This window comes from Bifidobacterium thermophilum, from assembly GCF_037482445.1.
Classification (GTDB): Bacteria; Actinomycetota; Actinomycetes; order Actinomycetales; family Bifidobacteriaceae; genus Bifidobacterium; species Bifidobacterium thermophilum_B.
In genome coordinates this window covers 263240-279684 of record NZ_JBBHLY010000001.1, presented here as the reverse complement: position 1 = coordinate 279684, position 16445 = coordinate 263240, and the positions used below count along the sequence as shown (strand labels likewise).

At 63.7% G+C, this 16445-nt stretch carries 10 protein-coding genes; 8 read left to right on the top strand and 2 right to left on the bottom strand.

Annotated features, from left to right (window positions below; all coding sequences use genetic code 11):
- The first annotated feature begins 29 nt into the window (after positions 1-29).
- The 5 genes from tilS to WD012_RS01065 are packed head-to-tail and all read left to right on the top strand — an operon-like array spanning position 30 to position 5281.
- A complete protein-coding gene (gene tilS, locus WD012_RS01085) occupies positions 30-1127 on the top strand; it encodes a tRNA lysidine(34) synthetase TilS (RefSeq protein ID WP_339561960.1) in 1098 nt (365 codons plus the stop codon).
- Positions 1114-1677, top strand: coding sequence for a hypoxanthine phosphoribosyltransferase (gene hpt / locus WD012_RS01080; protein ID WP_339561959.1), 564 nt, complete (start codon positions 1114-1116; stop codon positions 1675-1677). Before tilS ends, hpt begins: the two co-directional genes overlap by 14 nt.
- Entirely contained in the window at positions 1674-3728 is a 2055-nt protein-coding gene (ftsH, locus tag WD012_RS01075; protein ID WP_339561958.1) for an ATP-dependent zinc metalloprotease FtsH, read from the top strand. The genes hpt and ftsH overlap by 4 nt, the downstream gene beginning before the upstream one ends.
- Before the next feature lie 4 nt (positions 3729-3732).
- Positions 3733-4719: a dihydroneopterin aldolase gene (locus tag WD012_RS01070; RefSeq protein WP_339561957.1), complete on the top strand. Its 987-nt coding sequence runs from the start codon at positions 3733-3735 to the stop codon at positions 4717-4719.
- A gap of 25 nt (positions 4720-4744) precedes the next feature.
- Complete coding sequence (locus tag WD012_RS01065) at positions 4745-5281, top strand: DUF3180 domain-containing protein (RefSeq protein ID WP_339562097.1); 537 nt, start codon at positions 4745-4747, stop codon at positions 5279-5281.
- A 159-nt stretch (positions 5282-5440) separates the two neighbouring features.
- Here the strand turns inward: WD012_RS01065 and WD012_RS01060 are convergent, their stop codons facing one another.
- Positions 5441-6391: an acyl-CoA thioesterase gene (locus WD012_RS01060; RefSeq protein WP_339561956.1), complete on the bottom strand. Its 951-nt coding sequence runs from the start codon at positions 6389-6391 to the stop codon at positions 5441-5443.
- 371 nt (positions 6392-6762) lie between these two features.
- On the bottom strand, positions 6763-8439 hold the full coding sequence (gene ettA / locus WD012_RS01055) for an energy-dependent translational throttle protein EttA (protein ID WP_339561955.1): 1677 nt from the start codon (positions 8437-8439) through the stop codon (positions 6763-6765).
- Between the two features lie 800 nt (positions 8440-9239).
- On the opposite strand from ettA, the gene WD012_RS01050 reads away from it, so the two are divergent.
- From WD012_RS01050 to WD012_RS01040, 3 genes are all read left to right on the top strand, one after another.
- Positions 9240-10118: a sulfite exporter TauE/SafE family protein gene (locus WD012_RS01050; RefSeq protein ID WP_339561954.1), complete on the top strand. Its 879-nt coding sequence runs from the start codon at positions 9240-9242 to the stop codon at positions 10116-10118.
- Positions 10119-10451: 333 nt separating this feature from the next.
- Positions 10452-12389, top strand: coding sequence for a DEAD/DEAH box helicase (locus WD012_RS01045; RefSeq protein WP_339562096.1), 1938 nt, complete (start codon positions 10452-10454; stop codon positions 12387-12389).
- 85 nt (positions 12390-12474) lie between these two features.
- The gene (locus WD012_RS01040) at positions 12475-16098 is read left to right on the top strand and encodes an SNF2-related protein (protein ID WP_339561953.1); all 3624 of its coding nucleotides are present in this window, start codon (positions 12475-12477) and stop codon (positions 16096-16098) included.
- Positions 16099-16445: the final 347 nt, after the last annotated feature.

The following is a 16445-nucleotide window of genomic DNA, read 5'->3' as shown; positions in this document are numbered from 1 at the left end:
GCGATCAGGGAGCAGCAAAGGAGCGGCATATGGCGTACACGGCAGGTCTCAGGGCGGCGATCGGGCAGGTCCGTGCGAGTCTGGAGGATGCGGGCCTGGGCTTGCGTGACCGGCGTTTCACCCGTCACGGCACCCACACGCCGCTTCCCGATGCCCCGCTTGTACTGGTCGCCTGTTCAGGGGGACGCGACTCCATGGCGCTCGCCGCGGTCGCGCACATCGTGTGCGGCATGCTGGGGCTACGCTGCGGTGCCATCGTCGTCGACCATCGCGTCCAGGCCGGATCGACCGAGGCGGCGCTGGACGCCGCCGCTCGCTGCTCGCTGCTGGGACTCGACCCGGTGTCCGTGCGTTTCGTGCATGTCGAACCCGACGGCAAGGGTCAGGAGGCCGCCGCGCGTGACGCACGATACGAGGCGTTGGTCGACGAGGCGAAAGCCTGCGGCGCGCAGGCGATCCTGCTCGCCCACACCTGCGACGACCAGGCGGAAACCATCATCATGGGCCTGCTGCGTTCCGGCGGTGTGGACGCGCTGTGCGGCATGCCCAGGGCCGGCAGGCGCGACGGCGTGACACTGCTCCGCCCGTTCCTCGGACTGACCCGCGCGCAGACGACCGGCATCTGCCGTGATCTGGCCATCACGTGGTGGGACGACCCGACCAATGGCGACGGTATTGCACCGGGGGAGCGGTTGTCGCGCGACTATCCGCTCCGCTCGCGCATCCGCCATGACCTGATGCCGGTGCTCGAGGATATCGCCGGCGGCGATATCGCCCGGCATCTCGCCCGGTACGCCGAGGGGGCGGCCAGCGACCGCGAATACCTTGACGGGCAGGCTGCGGCGGTATATCGGACGAGTGTGCAGATTGCGGCGACTGCCGTACCCGGCGTCTGGCTTGACGCCCGGGCGCTCGCGGTTCAGCCGGCGGCGATCAGGCGGCGGGTGATCGCCCGGGCGTGCGCATCGTTGGACGTGCCGGTTTCGGCGCGGCATGTCGAAGCCATCGAGCAGCTTATCGTCGACTGGCATGGCCAGCAGGCTGTGAATCTTCCCAGCGGGTACCAAGCTTTTCGCCAGAAACACGTCATTCGCGTGTGCCAAGATAGTGGGCATGAAAATCGCTGATGTTCAGGACCAGATCGACCACGAGTTGATCAGCAAGGCCGATATCCACAAGAAAATCGATGAGGTCGCGGCGCAGGTGAGTGAGGACTACCGCGGCAAGGACCCGCTGCTCGTAGCGGTGCTCAAGGGCGCGGTCAACACCATGGTCGCCTTCTCGCAGGCGATGAGCATCCCGGTGCAGATGGATTTCATGAGCCTGTCCAGCTACGGGTCGGGAACGTCGAGCAGCGGGACGGTCACCGTCCGCCAGGACCTGTCTACGGACGTGCGCGGGCGCAATGTGCTCATCGTCGAGGACATCGTGGATTCCGGCCGTACGCTCGCATGGCTGGTCGAGGAGCTCAAGCGCCGAGGTGCACAATCCGTGGAGGTCTTCGCGCTCTTGGAGAAGCCGTCCCGGCGGGAAGTGGACGTGCAGGTAAAGTACAAGGGGTATGAGGTCCCCGACGAGTTCGTCGTCGGATTCGGCCTCGACTACGACGAGCGGTTCCGCAACCTCGATTCGATCGCGGTGCTGAAGCCGGAAGTATATCAAGGAGAACAGGCATGAGCTATCCGCAGGGCCCGCAACAGCGGCCTCCAATGGGTGGGAACAACGGCAACCCGTTCCGCCGCGGCGATTCCGATAACTCGCCGAAGGGAGGCAACGGCAACCGTCCGTGGTGGCAGTCCCCATGGCTGTGGGTGGTCGTACTGGTACTGCTCACCATCGGTGCGTTCCAGATGTTCGCCTCCAGCGGCACGCAGACCATCAATACGGAAGACGGCCTGAAGCTGCTCGACAACGGCCAGGCCACGTATGCCGAGGTCATCGACAACCGCCAGCTGGTCAAGCTCGAACTCAAGAACGACTACACGAAGACCGACGCGCAAGGCAAGACGCACAACTACGGCAAGAACGTGCAGTTCTACTACACCTTCGCCCAAGGCGCCGATATCATCAAGGCGGTGAAGGCGGACGAGCCGAGCAACGGCTGGACATCCAGCATGCAGCAGACCAGCACGATGTCCTACCTCATCACCTCCATCCTGCCGCTGGTCATCTTCCTGGGGCTCCTGTGGTTCATGATGAGCCGCATGAGCAACGGCATGCTCGGCATGGGCGGGCGCAAGAACAGCAGCAAGCTGCTTGAAGGCCAGACCCCGAGCACCCGGTTCGCCGACGTCAAGGGCGAGGATGCCGCGCTGCAGGAGGTCGAGGAGATCAAGGACTTCCTCAAGGACCCGTCCAAGTACAAGGCGCTGGGCGCCCGCATCCCGCGTGGCGTGCTGCTGTACGGCCCTCCTGGAACCGGCAAGACCCTGCTCGCGCGCGCCATCGCCGGCGAGGCGGGCGTGCCGTTCTACGCGACTTCGGGTTCCGACTTCGTCGAGATGTTCGTCGGCCTGGGCGCCTCCCGCGTGCGTGAACTGTTCGATGAGGCGAAGAAGAACGCCCCGGCCATCATCTTCATCGACGAGATCGATGCCGTCGGCCGCAAGCGCGGCTCCGGCATGAGCGGCGGGCATGACGAACGCGAGCAGACGCTCAACCAGCTGCTCGTCGAAATGGACGGCTTCGACAACGATACGAACCTGATCATCATCGCCGCGACCAACCGCCCTGACGTGCTTGACCCGGCCCTCCTGCGCCCGGGCCGTTTCGACCGCCAGGTCGCCGTCGAGGCCCCGGATCTGGAAGGCCGCGAGGCGATTTTGAAGGTCCACGCCAAGGGCAAGCCCTTCGTGCCGGACGTCGACCTGCATATGGTCGCCGTGCGTACGCCCGGCTTCACCGGCGCCGATTTGGCGAACGTGCTCAACGAGGCCGCGCTGCTGTGCGCCCGTGCCGGCGCCCAGCTGATCGACAACCGTGCCATCGACGAGGCCATCGACCGCGTGCAGGCCGGCCCGAAGCGCCAGTCAAAGGGTATGGCGCTCAACGAGCTACGCAACACCGCCTACCATGAGGGTGGCCACGCTCTGGTCGCCGCGTGCATGCACGACACCGACCCGGTCACCAAGGTGACGATCCTGCCGCGAGGCCGGGCCCTGGGCTATACGGCCGTCATGCCGACCTCGGACCGCTATTCCGAGACGCGCAACCAGCTGCTCGACCAGATGGCGTACGCGATGGGCGGGCGCACCGCCGAGGAGGTCGTGTTCCATGACCCGACCACGGGTGCGTCGAACGATATCGAGAAGGCGACGCAGATTGCCCGCAAGATGGTGCTCGAATACGGCTTCTCCTCGAAGCTCGGGGCCATCAAATGGGATAACGCGGACGCCCAGGACGACTACGACGGGCTGAAGCCCCGCCCGTACTCGGAACGCACCGCGCAGATCATCGACGAGGAGGTGGACAAGCTGATCGAGAACGCGCACACCGAGGCGTGGAACGCGATCAACGACAACCGCGACATCCTCGACGAGCTGGTCCGGCAGCTGCTGGTCAAGGAGACCCTCAACGAGAAGGAGCTCGCCGAGATCTTCGCGAACGTGAAGAAGGCCCCGAAGCGTGAGGTGTGGCTGTCCGACGAACGTCGGCCGGACTCCGACAAGCCTCCGGTAGAGATTCCGGATTCGCTCAAGCGCGGTGTCGGCATGAAGTCGGGCGAGTGACCGCATGGATTCCATACGTTTGACGGGGATTCGCGCCGCCGCAGGGCAGGGCGGATCCCCGTCCGCTTGTTCTGGTCATGGTCAGGCCCCATACTGGCGCGATCTATGCGCGGATGTCGCCGTCGAGCTTGATCTGCGCGAAGCCATCGCCGACGACGACATCACCGAAACCGTGGATTACGCCCAGCTGGTCGACCGGGTGCGGCAGGTCATGGCTACGGGCGCGCATGACTGTACGCTGCTGGAAGCCATCGCCGGGCGCATCGCGCAGGCGGTGCTGCTGTCACATCGTGCCCGCGGCGTTGATGTCATGCTTCATGCCGGCCATCCTCGTGGGGCGGATATCGATGACATCACGGTGCATATCCACCGTCTGGCCGATGACGGCGATCATGCCGATACCACGCCGGCGGCGCAGGCCAGCGGATCGATGCCGAGGCACGAGTCCTGCGGCCAGTGCGACGGTGGCCAGCATGGTGGCGACGGCGAGCACGCCGATACCGCAGCACAGGCACAGCAGCCATCCCACGCCGTGATCGCCATGCGAGGCGGCGACAGCGACGGGGAACAGCTTATGCGTGCCGCCGTCGTGGCCTTGGACAGCGTCCCGGGCAACCAGGTGACCGGCATCTCGCCGCTTTACCATGTCAGCGCCATCGACGGGCCGGAGTCCATGTCCGCCGTCGTCCTGGTGGATACGCGTCTTGATTTGCCCGCACTCAGCCACATGCTCGGCTCCATCAGCGCCCGGCATCAGGATTCGCTCGCCTTGCATGCGGTCATGATGCGTTCCGAGACCGGGGACAGCCCGCGTGAAGAGGTCGGCTGGCGGGACGCAAAAACCAGTGCGGCTGTCCTTGCCCCGTGGATGGATATCGAGCCTGACGCCAGCTTTGACGGCGACCCGCTGTCGTACCTGCTGGCGCTCGCCCCCGACGCGACACAGGTGGGACTGCTGTCGGACCGTTGGATCCTGGGAGGCATGCAATGAGCACGGCAAATATGAAAGGAGACCGATAACCATGCGCAGAACCCCATGGTGGCAGTACGTGATCGCAGCGCTGGCGGGCTGTCTGCTCGGTGTGGGTGTGGCGAAACTCTCGGACAGCCTGCAATTCGACATGCTCGGTGCGCCGGTCGCGGTATCCGTCGTCATGCTGGTCATGGGACTGGTGGTACTGGCACTGGCAATCCAGGTGCGTACCTATGCGCGGACCGATCCGAAGAAACGCACGCGGCGGTTGGACCCGGAGCGGGCCGTCAACACGCTGATCCTGTCGAAGGCGCTTGGGCTGGCCGCGGCGTTTCTGCTGGGCTGGTATGGCGTGCAGCTTGTGGTCGCGTTACCGCACGGCGAGGCACCCTACTATGCGAGCGCCATCCGCGAATGTGCCATCGCCGCGTCGGTCAGCCTGATCGACATGATTATCGGCATCATCAGCGAATGGTTCTGCCAGCTGCCGCCGGATGAGGGCCCGGAGAACCCGAAGATGAAGGAGCGCCAGCGTAAGCGGCGCCAGCTTGTCCGCAGCGGTGTCGCCAGACGCAGCTAGCATCGCTCACATTCCGCTTCTGCCGGTGCTGGGCTGCTGCTAGGCGTCGGCAGAGGGTTATGGTTCTGCATTTGCCGATGGTGAGGGCGCTGTCAGCGTCGGCAGAAGGTTGATAGGGAAGAGAGCCCGCAGGCGGCGCGGACGGTATGGTGCGCTCGGTCAGTGGGCGCTGCCGGCCGCGTCCGCGGACTGCATCTTGTCGAGCGTCTCGTCGGGGACGCGGATCATGGCTTCCTGCGCCATCACCGCGACGAGCTCGCCCTCGCGGGAATACACTTTCGCCAGCGCCAACCCACGTCCGTGGGCGGCGGTCGGGGTGTCCTGCACGTACAGGTGCCACTGGTTGATGTCGATATCGCGGTACCACCACATCGAATGGTCGATGGAAGCGTAGGAAATACCCGGCGTGGCGATGCTCAGACCCGCCCGGCGCAGCACCGGCTCCATCATGATCTGGTCGCAGCCGAGCGCAAGCATCGCCCGGTGCATCACCTGCGGCACGTCGGCGGTCCCGTCGGCTTTCATCCACACCATCTGACGGCCGCTGTCCCGGTCCGCCGACTTGTGGTCGGCACCCAGCATGATGGTCGGCGTCACATGGCGGATGTCAAACGGGGATTTGCTGGCGTAGAAATCAGCGAAGGGAGAACGGTCGGCATACGGCTCCATCAGCTGCTTGGCGCTGGTGAGCCCTTCCGGTCCGGGCACGTCGGACGGCATCGGGTCGGCGAATTCGACGCCACGCTGCCCGGTCTCCTGGAAGCTGGCGATGGCGGTGAGGATCGGCCCCTGCGCCTGCGTGACGTTCACGCGCCGCGATGAGAAGGAATGCCCGTCGCGCAGCGTTTCCACGTCGAACAGCACGTCCTGGCGGATGTCTCCGGCGGCGATGAAATACCCGTGGATGGAATGGGGAAGCCGGCCGTTCGGCACGGTTTTCGCCGCGGCGACGACCGACTGCGCGATCACCTGGCCGCCGTAGACGCGCCCCGTGGGGAAATACAGGCTTTCCCCGTTGATGTACGTATGGTCACGATGCGGCGAGGGGGTCCCTAGTTTCAGTACTTTCACCAGATGTTTCAATGGTGTCATCGGTTCGTTCTGCGTCATAATCGCTCTTTTCTGCCTGCCCGACTGCCAGCGCGGCGGGCACGGATCCGATCGGCGTCGTGCGCCGCATGCTGTAGTCTAATCCGTTTGCCGGAATATCTCCGGATTTCGCAGAGGAAACAGCGCGCTGCCACGAAATCCGCATGCCGTACATGCTGCCGTGTTGACCCCAGTACAGCAGCCGCGTATTTCCTGCGCGATTCAATTTGTCCTCATGCGTGTAAACGTGGTATGGCATCGGATGAACGCCCGATGACCGCGAGACGAACCGGGATATCCAGACGCATGTCCAGGCGCAAGGAAGCCTCCCTGCCGGCGGTGCCGACGGGAGGCTTCCCGGTGGTCGTTGGCGCGCTAGCGCCCGTGGCGTATCAGCGCGTGAGCTTGCGATGCAGACGATGGGGCCGTGCCGCGTCCTCGCCGAGGCGTGCGACCTTGTTCTCCTCATACGCCTGGAAGTTGCCTTCGAACCAGTACCAGTGTGCAGGATTCTCGTCCGTGCCCTCCCACGCGAGGATATGCGTGGCGATGCGGTCGAGGAACCAGCGGTCGTGGGAGATGACCACGGCGCAGCCGGGGAATTCGAGCAGCGCGTTCTCCAGGCTTTCCAGTGTCTCGACATCAAGGTCGTTGGTCGGCTCGTCCAGCAGCAGCAGGTTGCCGCCCTGCTTGAGCGTCAGCGCCAGATTCAGGCGGTTGCGCTCGCCGCCGGAGAGCATGCTCACGAGCTTCTGCTGGTCGGAGCCCTTGAACCCGAAGCTCGCCACGTAGGCGCGGGTGGGCACTTCCACGCCGCCGACCTCGATGAAGTCAAGCCCGCCGGAGACAGCCTCCCACAGGTTCTTGTTCGGGTCGAGGCCCGCACGGTTCTGGTCGACGTAGGAGATCTTGACGGTGTCGCCGATGGTGAGCTTGCCCGAGGTGAGCGGCTCCAGACCGACAATCGTCTTGAACAGGGTGGACTTGCCCACGCCGTTCGGGCCGATTACGCCGACGATGCCGTTGCGCGGCAGGGTGAACGAGAGGTCGTCGATGAGCACGCGGTCGCCGAACGCCTTGTGGATATGTTCGGCTTCCAGCACCTGCGAACCCAGACGTGGCCCCGGCGGGATCTGGATCTCGGAGAAGTCAAGCTTCTTGGAGTTGCGCGCCTGCTCCTCCATCTGGTCGTAGCGTTCCAGACGTGCCTTGTTCTTGGCCTGACGGGCCTTCGGCGAGGAACGCACCCAGTCGAGCTCGTTCTTCAGACGCTTGGCGAGCTTGGCGTCCTTGGCGCCCTGGATTTCCATACGCTTGGCCTTCGTCTCCAGATACGTGGAGTAGTTGCCCTTGTACGGGTACAGGTGGCCGCGGTCGACCTCGCAGATCCATTCGGCCACGTTGTCCATGAAGTAGCGGTCGTGGGTGACGGCGATGACGGCGCCCTTGTACTGGTGCAGGAACTGTTCGAGCCACAGGATCGATTCGGCGTCCAAGTGGTTGGTGGGCTCGTCGAGCAGCAGCAGGTCGGGGGCCTCAAGCAGCAGGCGGCATAGGGCGACACGGCGGCGCTCGCCGCCGGAGCACACGCTGACCGGGGTGTCGGGGTCGGGGCACTGCAGCGCGTCCATGGCCTGTTCGAGCTGGGAGTCGAGATCCCAGCCGTTGGCGGCGTCGATCTCGGTCTGCAGCTTGCCCATTTCCTCCATGAGGGCGTCGAAGTCGGCGTCCGGATTGGCCATTTCCTCGCCGATCTGGTTGAACCGTTCGACCTTCTGGGCGATCGGGCCGAACGCCATCTTGATGTTCTCGCCGACGGTCTTGTCGTCGTCAAGCGGCGGGTCCTGCTGGAGGATGCCGACCGTGTAGCCAGGGGTGAGGGTTGCTTCGCCGTTCGAGACGGTGTCGAGGCCCGCCATGATGCGCAGCAGCGTGGACTTGCCCATGCCGTTGGGGCCCACCACGCCGATCTTCGCGCCCGGCAGGAAGCTCAGGGTCACGTCGTCGAGAATGACCCGGTCGCCGTAGGCCTTGCGCGCCTTGATCATTTGATAAATAAACTCAGCCAAAGTTGTTCCGTTCTCCTGATGTGCACCACGCGGGTGCATATGGAATGTAATCGGTCACAATAACCCTTCCATTATGGCGTATGCGGTCTACAGCGGGTGGGGGTGACGGGAGTCGTCGGGTCTTGGCATGTGACGGTGGGTTGGTTTCGGCTGCTTGTGCGACTGACGTGTCGCACGGCGGGCCGATTGGGCTGGTTCTCGTGGCGATTGTGGTGGTATCTGCCCGCGGTGTGATCAGCTGGTCGCATTGCAGACGGATACCTCCGGCTATGGCCGACGGGTAGCCGGTATCTGCCCGCGGTGTGATCGGCTTGTCGCACGGTGTGCGGATACCTTGGCTGTGGTGCGGCGGTGTGGCGGTATCGCGTCGCCGTGTGATTGGTTGGTCGCACCGCGGGTTGATATGGCGGCTGGGGCTGTGTGATGGTCCGGTACCCGTCTGTAATGGGATTGGTTGGTCGCACCGCGGTCGGGTATCGTGGCCGGGATGTTGTGGTGGGTTGCTATCTGGCTGCTGTGGGGCTGGCTGGTCGCATTGCGGACGGATACCTATGGGTGTGGTGGGGCGGTGGGTTGGTTTCGGCTGCTTGTGCGACTGACGTGTCGCACGGCGGACGGGTACCGGGTCGTAGTAGGCGGTCATGCCGACGAGATTGTGCGGTCAAGACAATCCCCGATGCTCACTATATGAACACAAATATGGACATACTGGTGATTCCTCATACCATCGGTCGCACGGCAATCGGCGGGGCAACCGGCATGGCAAGCGGGCGGGCGTAACACGCGCGTAAGGAGAGACAATGATTGCAGGATACTCGGTACTCACCCTGCTTGTGGTGGTGCTCACCGGCGTAGGAGCCGGCTTCGTCGGCTATGCCGTGGGCGCGTCATCGCTGATTTCCTATCCTGCATTGCTGGCGTTGGGCGTGCCGCCTGTCATCGCGAACGCGTCGAACACGGTCGGTGTGCTGGGCACGGGATTCGGCGGGGCGCTCGGTGCCCGAAAAGAATTGCACGGGCAGCATCTACGGGCTGCGATTTACGTGACGATCGGCGTGGTCGGCGGCATTCTGGGTGCGTTGCTGCTGCTCGGACTTGATCCGAAGGTCTTCGAATTCGTCGTTCCTCCGCTGATCGCGCTCGGCAGTGCGGCCATCGCGCTGAATCCCCGTGGACGCGCCGAAGCCAGGCAGGCCGCCGCGGATGCACAGGCCCAGGCGGCCCAGCTGGGACTCGAAGGGTCGGGGCAAGCCGTGGCCGGCCCGAAGAAACAGCGGCGTCCCCGCCCGCTTGTCCGCACGCAGACCGAACCGCTCTCCGAAGACCCATGGTGGGTCTGGCTCGGTGTGTCGTGCTGTGCGGTCTACAGCGGGTATTTCGGCGCCGGCGCCGGCACATTGGTCCTTGCGGTGCTTGACGCCGCAGACATCGGCCCGTTCCATCAGGTCAACGCGCTCAAGACCCTCATCGGCTGGGGCGCGAATATGAGCGCGTCCGTGGTCTTCATCGTGCGCGGGGTCGTGGATTGGCCCCTGGCGATCGCGATGTGCGTGGGATGCTTCGCCGGCAGCTATATCGCCCCGCCGGTCACCAGAAAGGTTCCCGCCCGCATCATGCGTATCGCGGCGGTCATCGCCGGCATCGCCTTGACTATCGACCTGGCCGTCAAGACATACTGACGCTGCTGTTTGCCGTCGTATGCCGCCGTCGCGGCTATGACGCCCGTGCCGCGCGTCGAATTCGATACCTCGCGATAAGCTGAAGTGTCTGAATAATGCCGCGGGAGTGCGGCTGGGCCGCGTTGGCGGCCGACTTACGATCGAAAGAACACAGTGACTGATTCCACATCCTCCAAGCATGCCCACAAGCACGACAGCAAGCGGCATGGCGATTCCTTCAAGCATCACGGCAAGGGCGGGCATAAGGGCGGCAAGCGCTTCGACCGTCGTGATGGCAAGAATTCCTCCTTCAAGAACCAGAACATCGAGGAAGAGCTTCACGAGAGCAAGTACGTGGCCGCAGCCGAGGCAGCGGCTGCCGATTCCGCCGCACACCGCGACGAGCCGCCGCGCACCTTCGCCGAACTGGGCGTGCCGCGCGAACTGGTCGATGCGCTGGAACGCGACGGCAAAACCACGGCGTTCCCCATCCAGGCGGACACGCTGCCCGATTCCCTCGCCGGGCGCGACATCCTCGGCCGAGGCCAGACCGGTTCCGGCAAGACCCTCGCATTCTCCATTCCGCTGATCGCCCGGCTCGCACAATCCAGCGACACCGATGCCACGATCCGCGATTTCAACGCCATCAAGAACAGTGACGACAAGGACGCGCGCAAGAAGGCCATGCTGCCGCATCCACGCGCGCTGGTCCTCGCCCCCACCCGCGAGCTGGTCAATCAGATCGACGAGGTCATCAGGCCGCTCGCCGAAGTGTACGGCATGCGCACCGTTACCATCTACGGCGGCGTGCGCCAGGGCCGTCAGGTCGATGGCCTGCGTCGCGGCGCCCAAATCGTGGTCGCCTGCCCGGGGCGTCTCGAGGACCTGCTCAACCAGAAGCTGCTCAGCCTTGAATCCGTGCGTGTCGCGGTGCTTGACGAAGCCGACGAGATGGCCGATATGGGCTTCCTGCCCTCGGTCGAGAAACTGCTCGCGCAGGTCGCCCCGGACGGACAGCGCATGCTGTTCTCCGCGACCCTCGACCATGGTGTCGACAAGCTTGTCGACGAATTCCTGCACGAGCCGAAGGTCCATGCGGTCGACGCCGCCGACGCCCAGGTCGACACCCTCACCCAGCATGTGTTCAAGGTCACCAGGGACGACAAGCCTGAGGTGATCCGCGCGCTCGCCAGCGGCAAGGACAAGCGCATCATCTTCACCCGCACCAAGTACCAGGCCAAGGAACTCGCCGAAAAGCTCGTCAAGCACGGCATTCCTGCGGTCGATCTGCAGGGCAACCTGTCGCAGAAGCAGCGCGACCATCATCTCGCCGCGTTCGAGCGTGGTTTTGTGCGTGTCCTGGTCGCCACGGATGTCGCCGCGCGAGGCATCGACGTCAGCGATGTCGCCCTGGTGATCCAGACGGAACCGCCGGCCGACCCGAAGTCGTTCCTCCACCGTTCCGGCCGTACCGCACGCGCCGGCGAGCATGGTGACGTGGTCACGCTCGTGCTGCCGAACCAGCGCCGTTCCTCGCACCGCCTGTTCCGCAATGCGGGCATCGACGCCAAGCCGGTGGAAGTCACCCCGGACTCTCCGGAATTGCTTGAGCTGGTGGGCGACGTTGCGCCCGCCGTGGAGGGCTGGAGCCTGGGCCAGGTCGATTTCGGCGACAAGCACGGCAAGAAGAAGGACGGCGGCCGCAAGCGCAAAGACAATAAGGACCGCAAGGACCGCAAGGGCCGTCGCGACCATGCCGGCCGTCGCGGCCGCGAAGGCGGCAAGGCCGATGCCTCCCGTGAAGCGTTCGACCGTTTCGATCAGCCGCAATCCGCGGACTTCGCCGCATCCCACGATGCCAAGGAATCCAACGATTTCAGGGATGTCAAGCATCACGGCCACAAGGACGCCAAGGGCGACAAGCACGGCAAGAAGCGTGTTGACCATGCCGACCGTTTCGACCGTGCTGACCGCTTTGACCGTGCCGGCGGTTCCGGTCGCACCGACCGTCAGTCGCGATTCGACCGCGAAGCCTACGGGGACGACATGCCGCAACGCCATGCCGGCCGCCGCATCTCCTCGTATGACGAGGGGCCGCGCAACCGCAAGCAGCGTCGCGAACGCGAGTTCGGCCACCGTGCGAACGGATTCAAGAAGGGCGGGCATCATCGTCACGACGAGGTCCGGTTCGTCACCACCTCCGGCAGGAAGTCCAAGGCTTCGAAGAAAACCAAAGCCGGCAAGAAGGCGAAATCAGGCCACAAGCATGCCGGCGGCAAGAAGCGCCACTGAGTTGTAGGACGGGCGGGAACGCGTAATCGTGTTCCCGCCCGTCCTGCGTTACGATGGAATGAGCGCTTGACGAAGGATGGTGGTTATGGACTGGCATGCGTCGGTATATGGGGGGCGAGGCAATGGCGGGTACCACGGCTACCGGGACTATGAGGAGGATTCCGGGGCGTCGTACGGTGCACGCAACGAGGTCATACCCGAAAGCAGGTTGAAGCGTCGGGGCGGCGCCGCGTATTTCCGTGCGTTCGACGTGCTGTCCAGCAACCGGATGCGCGATTTCACCTGCACATACACGGATGACGGCGAAACGCTCCACGCCACCGTCCACAGCACAGAGAACTTCCTGAGCGATTATGACGTCAGCACCCATATCGACGAAAACCGTTCCGATTTTACCGATTCCTCATGCACATGCCCGGCGTTCAGCCGGTTCGGCGGCATGTGCAAACACGTGCTCGCGCTCATCATCGCCTACAACGAAGACCCGTCTTCCTTCGCCGTGCACGGTGAAGAGGGGGCGCAGGGGGTACGCCGCCGGCGCGGCACGTCACCGATGCTGGAACGGTTCATGTTCGACGAGGAACAACGCCGGACCGACCAGGCGAAAAGCAGACAGCTCGACCTGCTCAAGCAGGTCAGCGCTGCGGAACGCAACGGCGGGGTGCCGACCGCCGTCCAAGGCAGCCGCCACCTGCCGATCGGCAGCGTGCATCTGGAGCTCGCGTTCGCGAAAAACCTGTCCTCCGGGTGTACGATCCGCCTGAAAATCGCGGTCCCGTCACTCAAACTCAGTTACGTGGTCAAAAGCATACCCGGCTTGCTTCGCGTCGTACGCGACCAGGAATACTTCCAATACGGGCAGAAACTCGCGTTCGTCCATACCCGCGACACGTTCGACGAGCAATCGCGCAAGATGCTTGACATCCTCGACCGTGCCGAACAGGTCAGGCAAAGCCTGGGCGACGCCATGTACCCGTCGTCCATCCGCCAGACGCCGGGGGACGGGTATCTCCTCGCCGATGACGAGATGGCCGAGCTGCTTGACCTGTTCGTCGGCGGCAAGGAGACCGTGGGATTCGCAGGGTACAGCCAGGCATTCGTCAACGCGCGCGACATGCGCGTGGTGGACGGGGACCCCGACTTCGGGCTGCGCATCAACCCCGAGCCGGATGGCGGGTACACCATCATGCACGCGGCTCGCGTCCTGGCCATCATCGACGGGCGTCCTCGCCCATACGCGGTCGTCGGCTCCGCCGTGGCATCGGACCGGGACTGGATGTCCGGCGACACGGCCGGCCTGTCCCTGATCTTCCGCTGTTCACGCGAACTGGCCAAACAGAAGCAGCTTGCGCTCGCCTTGTGTGGGGAGGACCGTGAAACCGAACAGTATGTGAGTCCGCGTGACCTGGGCATGTTCAGCCGCACGGTGCTGCCGCAATTGACGGTTGGCGCAATCGACGGGGTACCGGTCCAGGAATCAGGCGATGCCGTTGACGGTGCTGCCGGTGCGGTGCCGGACGGGACCGCCGGACCGGCGGAACAAGACGGGCACGAACCATTACGCGGCCTGATCGCCGATATCCCCGCGAAACTGCTGGCAACAGTGCAGCAGCCATGCAGAATCGAACTGTATTTCGACCGCGACCGTGACGGCATCACCTGCGATGCGCAAGCACGATACGGCAGCAAACGTTTCCACATCTTCAACGGCAACGGTCTGCATGACGGCGTGGTGCGGGATACGGCGACCGAGCGGCTCGCCGTCGAGGCGCTCCTGCATTACTTCCCGCGGCCCGATGGCCCGATCGCCCGGCTGTCCGAAGACGATGACAAGGCGATTTACCGTCTGCTGACCGAAGGATTGCCGGTGCTGCGCGGCCTGGGCGCCGTGTTCTCCACCCCCGCGTTCGACGGGCTGACCTCCATGCCGTCGCCGACCATCAAAATCGGCCTATCCATGCGGTCGGACCTGGTGGAAATCTCGCCGATCGCCGACGAAGTCGACCCGAGCGAGGTACCGTTGCTGCTGCAAAGCTACCACCAGCGCAAACGGTTCCATCGTCTGCGTGACGGACGATTCGTCGATCTCGCCGCCATGGACACCAGCAGGATCGACACGATTGCCGGCGACCTGGGCATCGGCAAGGACGCGTTCGACGACGGTGCCGTCGATGTGCCGGCATTCCAGGCGTTCTACCTGGACGGGCAGGTTGACGATGAGGACAAGGACGACGGGTTCTACCGGTATGTCGAGAATCTCAAGGTCATCGATTCGGGCCGTTACCGAGTGCCCGACAGCCTCAGATCCGTGCTCCGCCCGTATCAGGCGGAAGGGTTCCGCTGGCTGAACGCGGTGTGCGACAAGGGCTTCGGCGGCATTCTCGCCGACGAGATGGGTCTGGGTAAAACCGTGCAGATGCTCGCCATGCTGCTCAGCCGGCTGGACGAATCGCGTAAGAACGGGCCGAACCTGATTGTCTGCCCAGCCTCCCTGGTCTATAACTGGGTCGCTGAGGCGGAGAAATTCACGCCGGAACTGCACGTCGCCGCGCTCGCGGGAAGCAAGGACGAGCGTCGGGCGATTCTTGCCAGTGCGCGCGATTATGATCTGCTTGTCACTTCGTATGATTTGTTGCGCCGCGATATCGATGATTATCGTGATATCAACTTCACGTGCATGGCGTTGGACGAGGCGCAATATGTGAAGAACCACGCGACGAAATCCTCGCAGGCGGTGCGTTCGATCCAGGCCAAGCATCGGTTCGCGCTCACCGGCACGCCGATTGAGAACCGATTGTCCGAATTGTGGAGCATTTTTGATTTCCTCATGCCCGGGATGCTCGGCAGCTATAAGCATTTCCGCGGTCGGTTCGAAATGCCGATTCTCAGCGGTGACGCCATCGCGCAGCGCAGATTGCAGGTGTTTGTCGGTCCGTTCATTCTGCGCCGTCTCAAGAAGGACGTACTCGGCGACCTGCCCGACAAGATCGAGAACGTCATCACCGTCCAGCTGGAGGGCGAGCAGCGCAAACTGTATGCGGCGCTCGAGCAGCGGTTGCGTGCTTCCATCAACAGGGATACGAACTTCGATTCCGGCGCCGAGAAGATCAAGGTGCTCGCCCAGCTGACCAGGTTGCGGCAGATTTGCTGCGATCCGCGGTTGGTGTACGAGAACGCCGGGAAGAAATCCGCCAAGCTTGATGCCATCGAGGAGCTGGTGGAATCCTGCCGCGATGCGGGCCGCAAGATGCTGATTTTCTCGCAGTTCACCAGTTATCTGCATCTGATCGGCAAGCGGTTGCACAAGAACGGCATCGACTATGACGTGATCACCGGCGGAACCCCGAAGAAGAAGCGGCTTGAGCTGGTCAACCAGTTCAACAAGGACGACACCCCGGTGTTCCTCATTTCGCTCAAGGCCGGCAATACAGGCCTTAACCTGACCGGTGCCTGCGTGGTTGTGCATGCCGACCCGTGGTGGAATGCCGCGGCGCAGAACCAGGCGACCGACCGTGCGCATCGCATCGGGCAGACGCAGGATGTGAACGTGTACCAGATTGTGGCGAAGGACACGATTGAGGAGCGCATCATCAACCTGCAGCGTACGAAGTCCGATCTTGCGGCGAAGTTCGTGGATGACGCTTCGACGACCGGCGGCAGCGCCATCAGCCGACTTACCAAGGACGACCTGCTCGCGCTGCTCGGGTGAATCGCCGCGCTGGTTGTGTGCGCGGCTTGTTGCGGGCCGGTACCGCCTGTTGCGAGCGTATTTGCGGGTTCCTGGGTGGCTTACGTTCCGGTGTGCGGCGGATATGCGTGCATCTGCGGTTTGCTTGGCGCGATTGGCCGGTGCTTGACCAGTGGTGAAAGCGTGTTGTCGCTCCCCGTTTTCAACGTGCATGTGCAGCACCTCGGCTAGGGTTGTGAGTTGAAAGGAATAATAGCCAGCCCCCAGAAAGGTCCTTCACATGCACTTTGAAAACGAGAATTTTTCCGCTAATTCTTAAACCCGTTGTAGTTGTCGCCATTTGATAAATATCCAGTAAAAGAAATAGC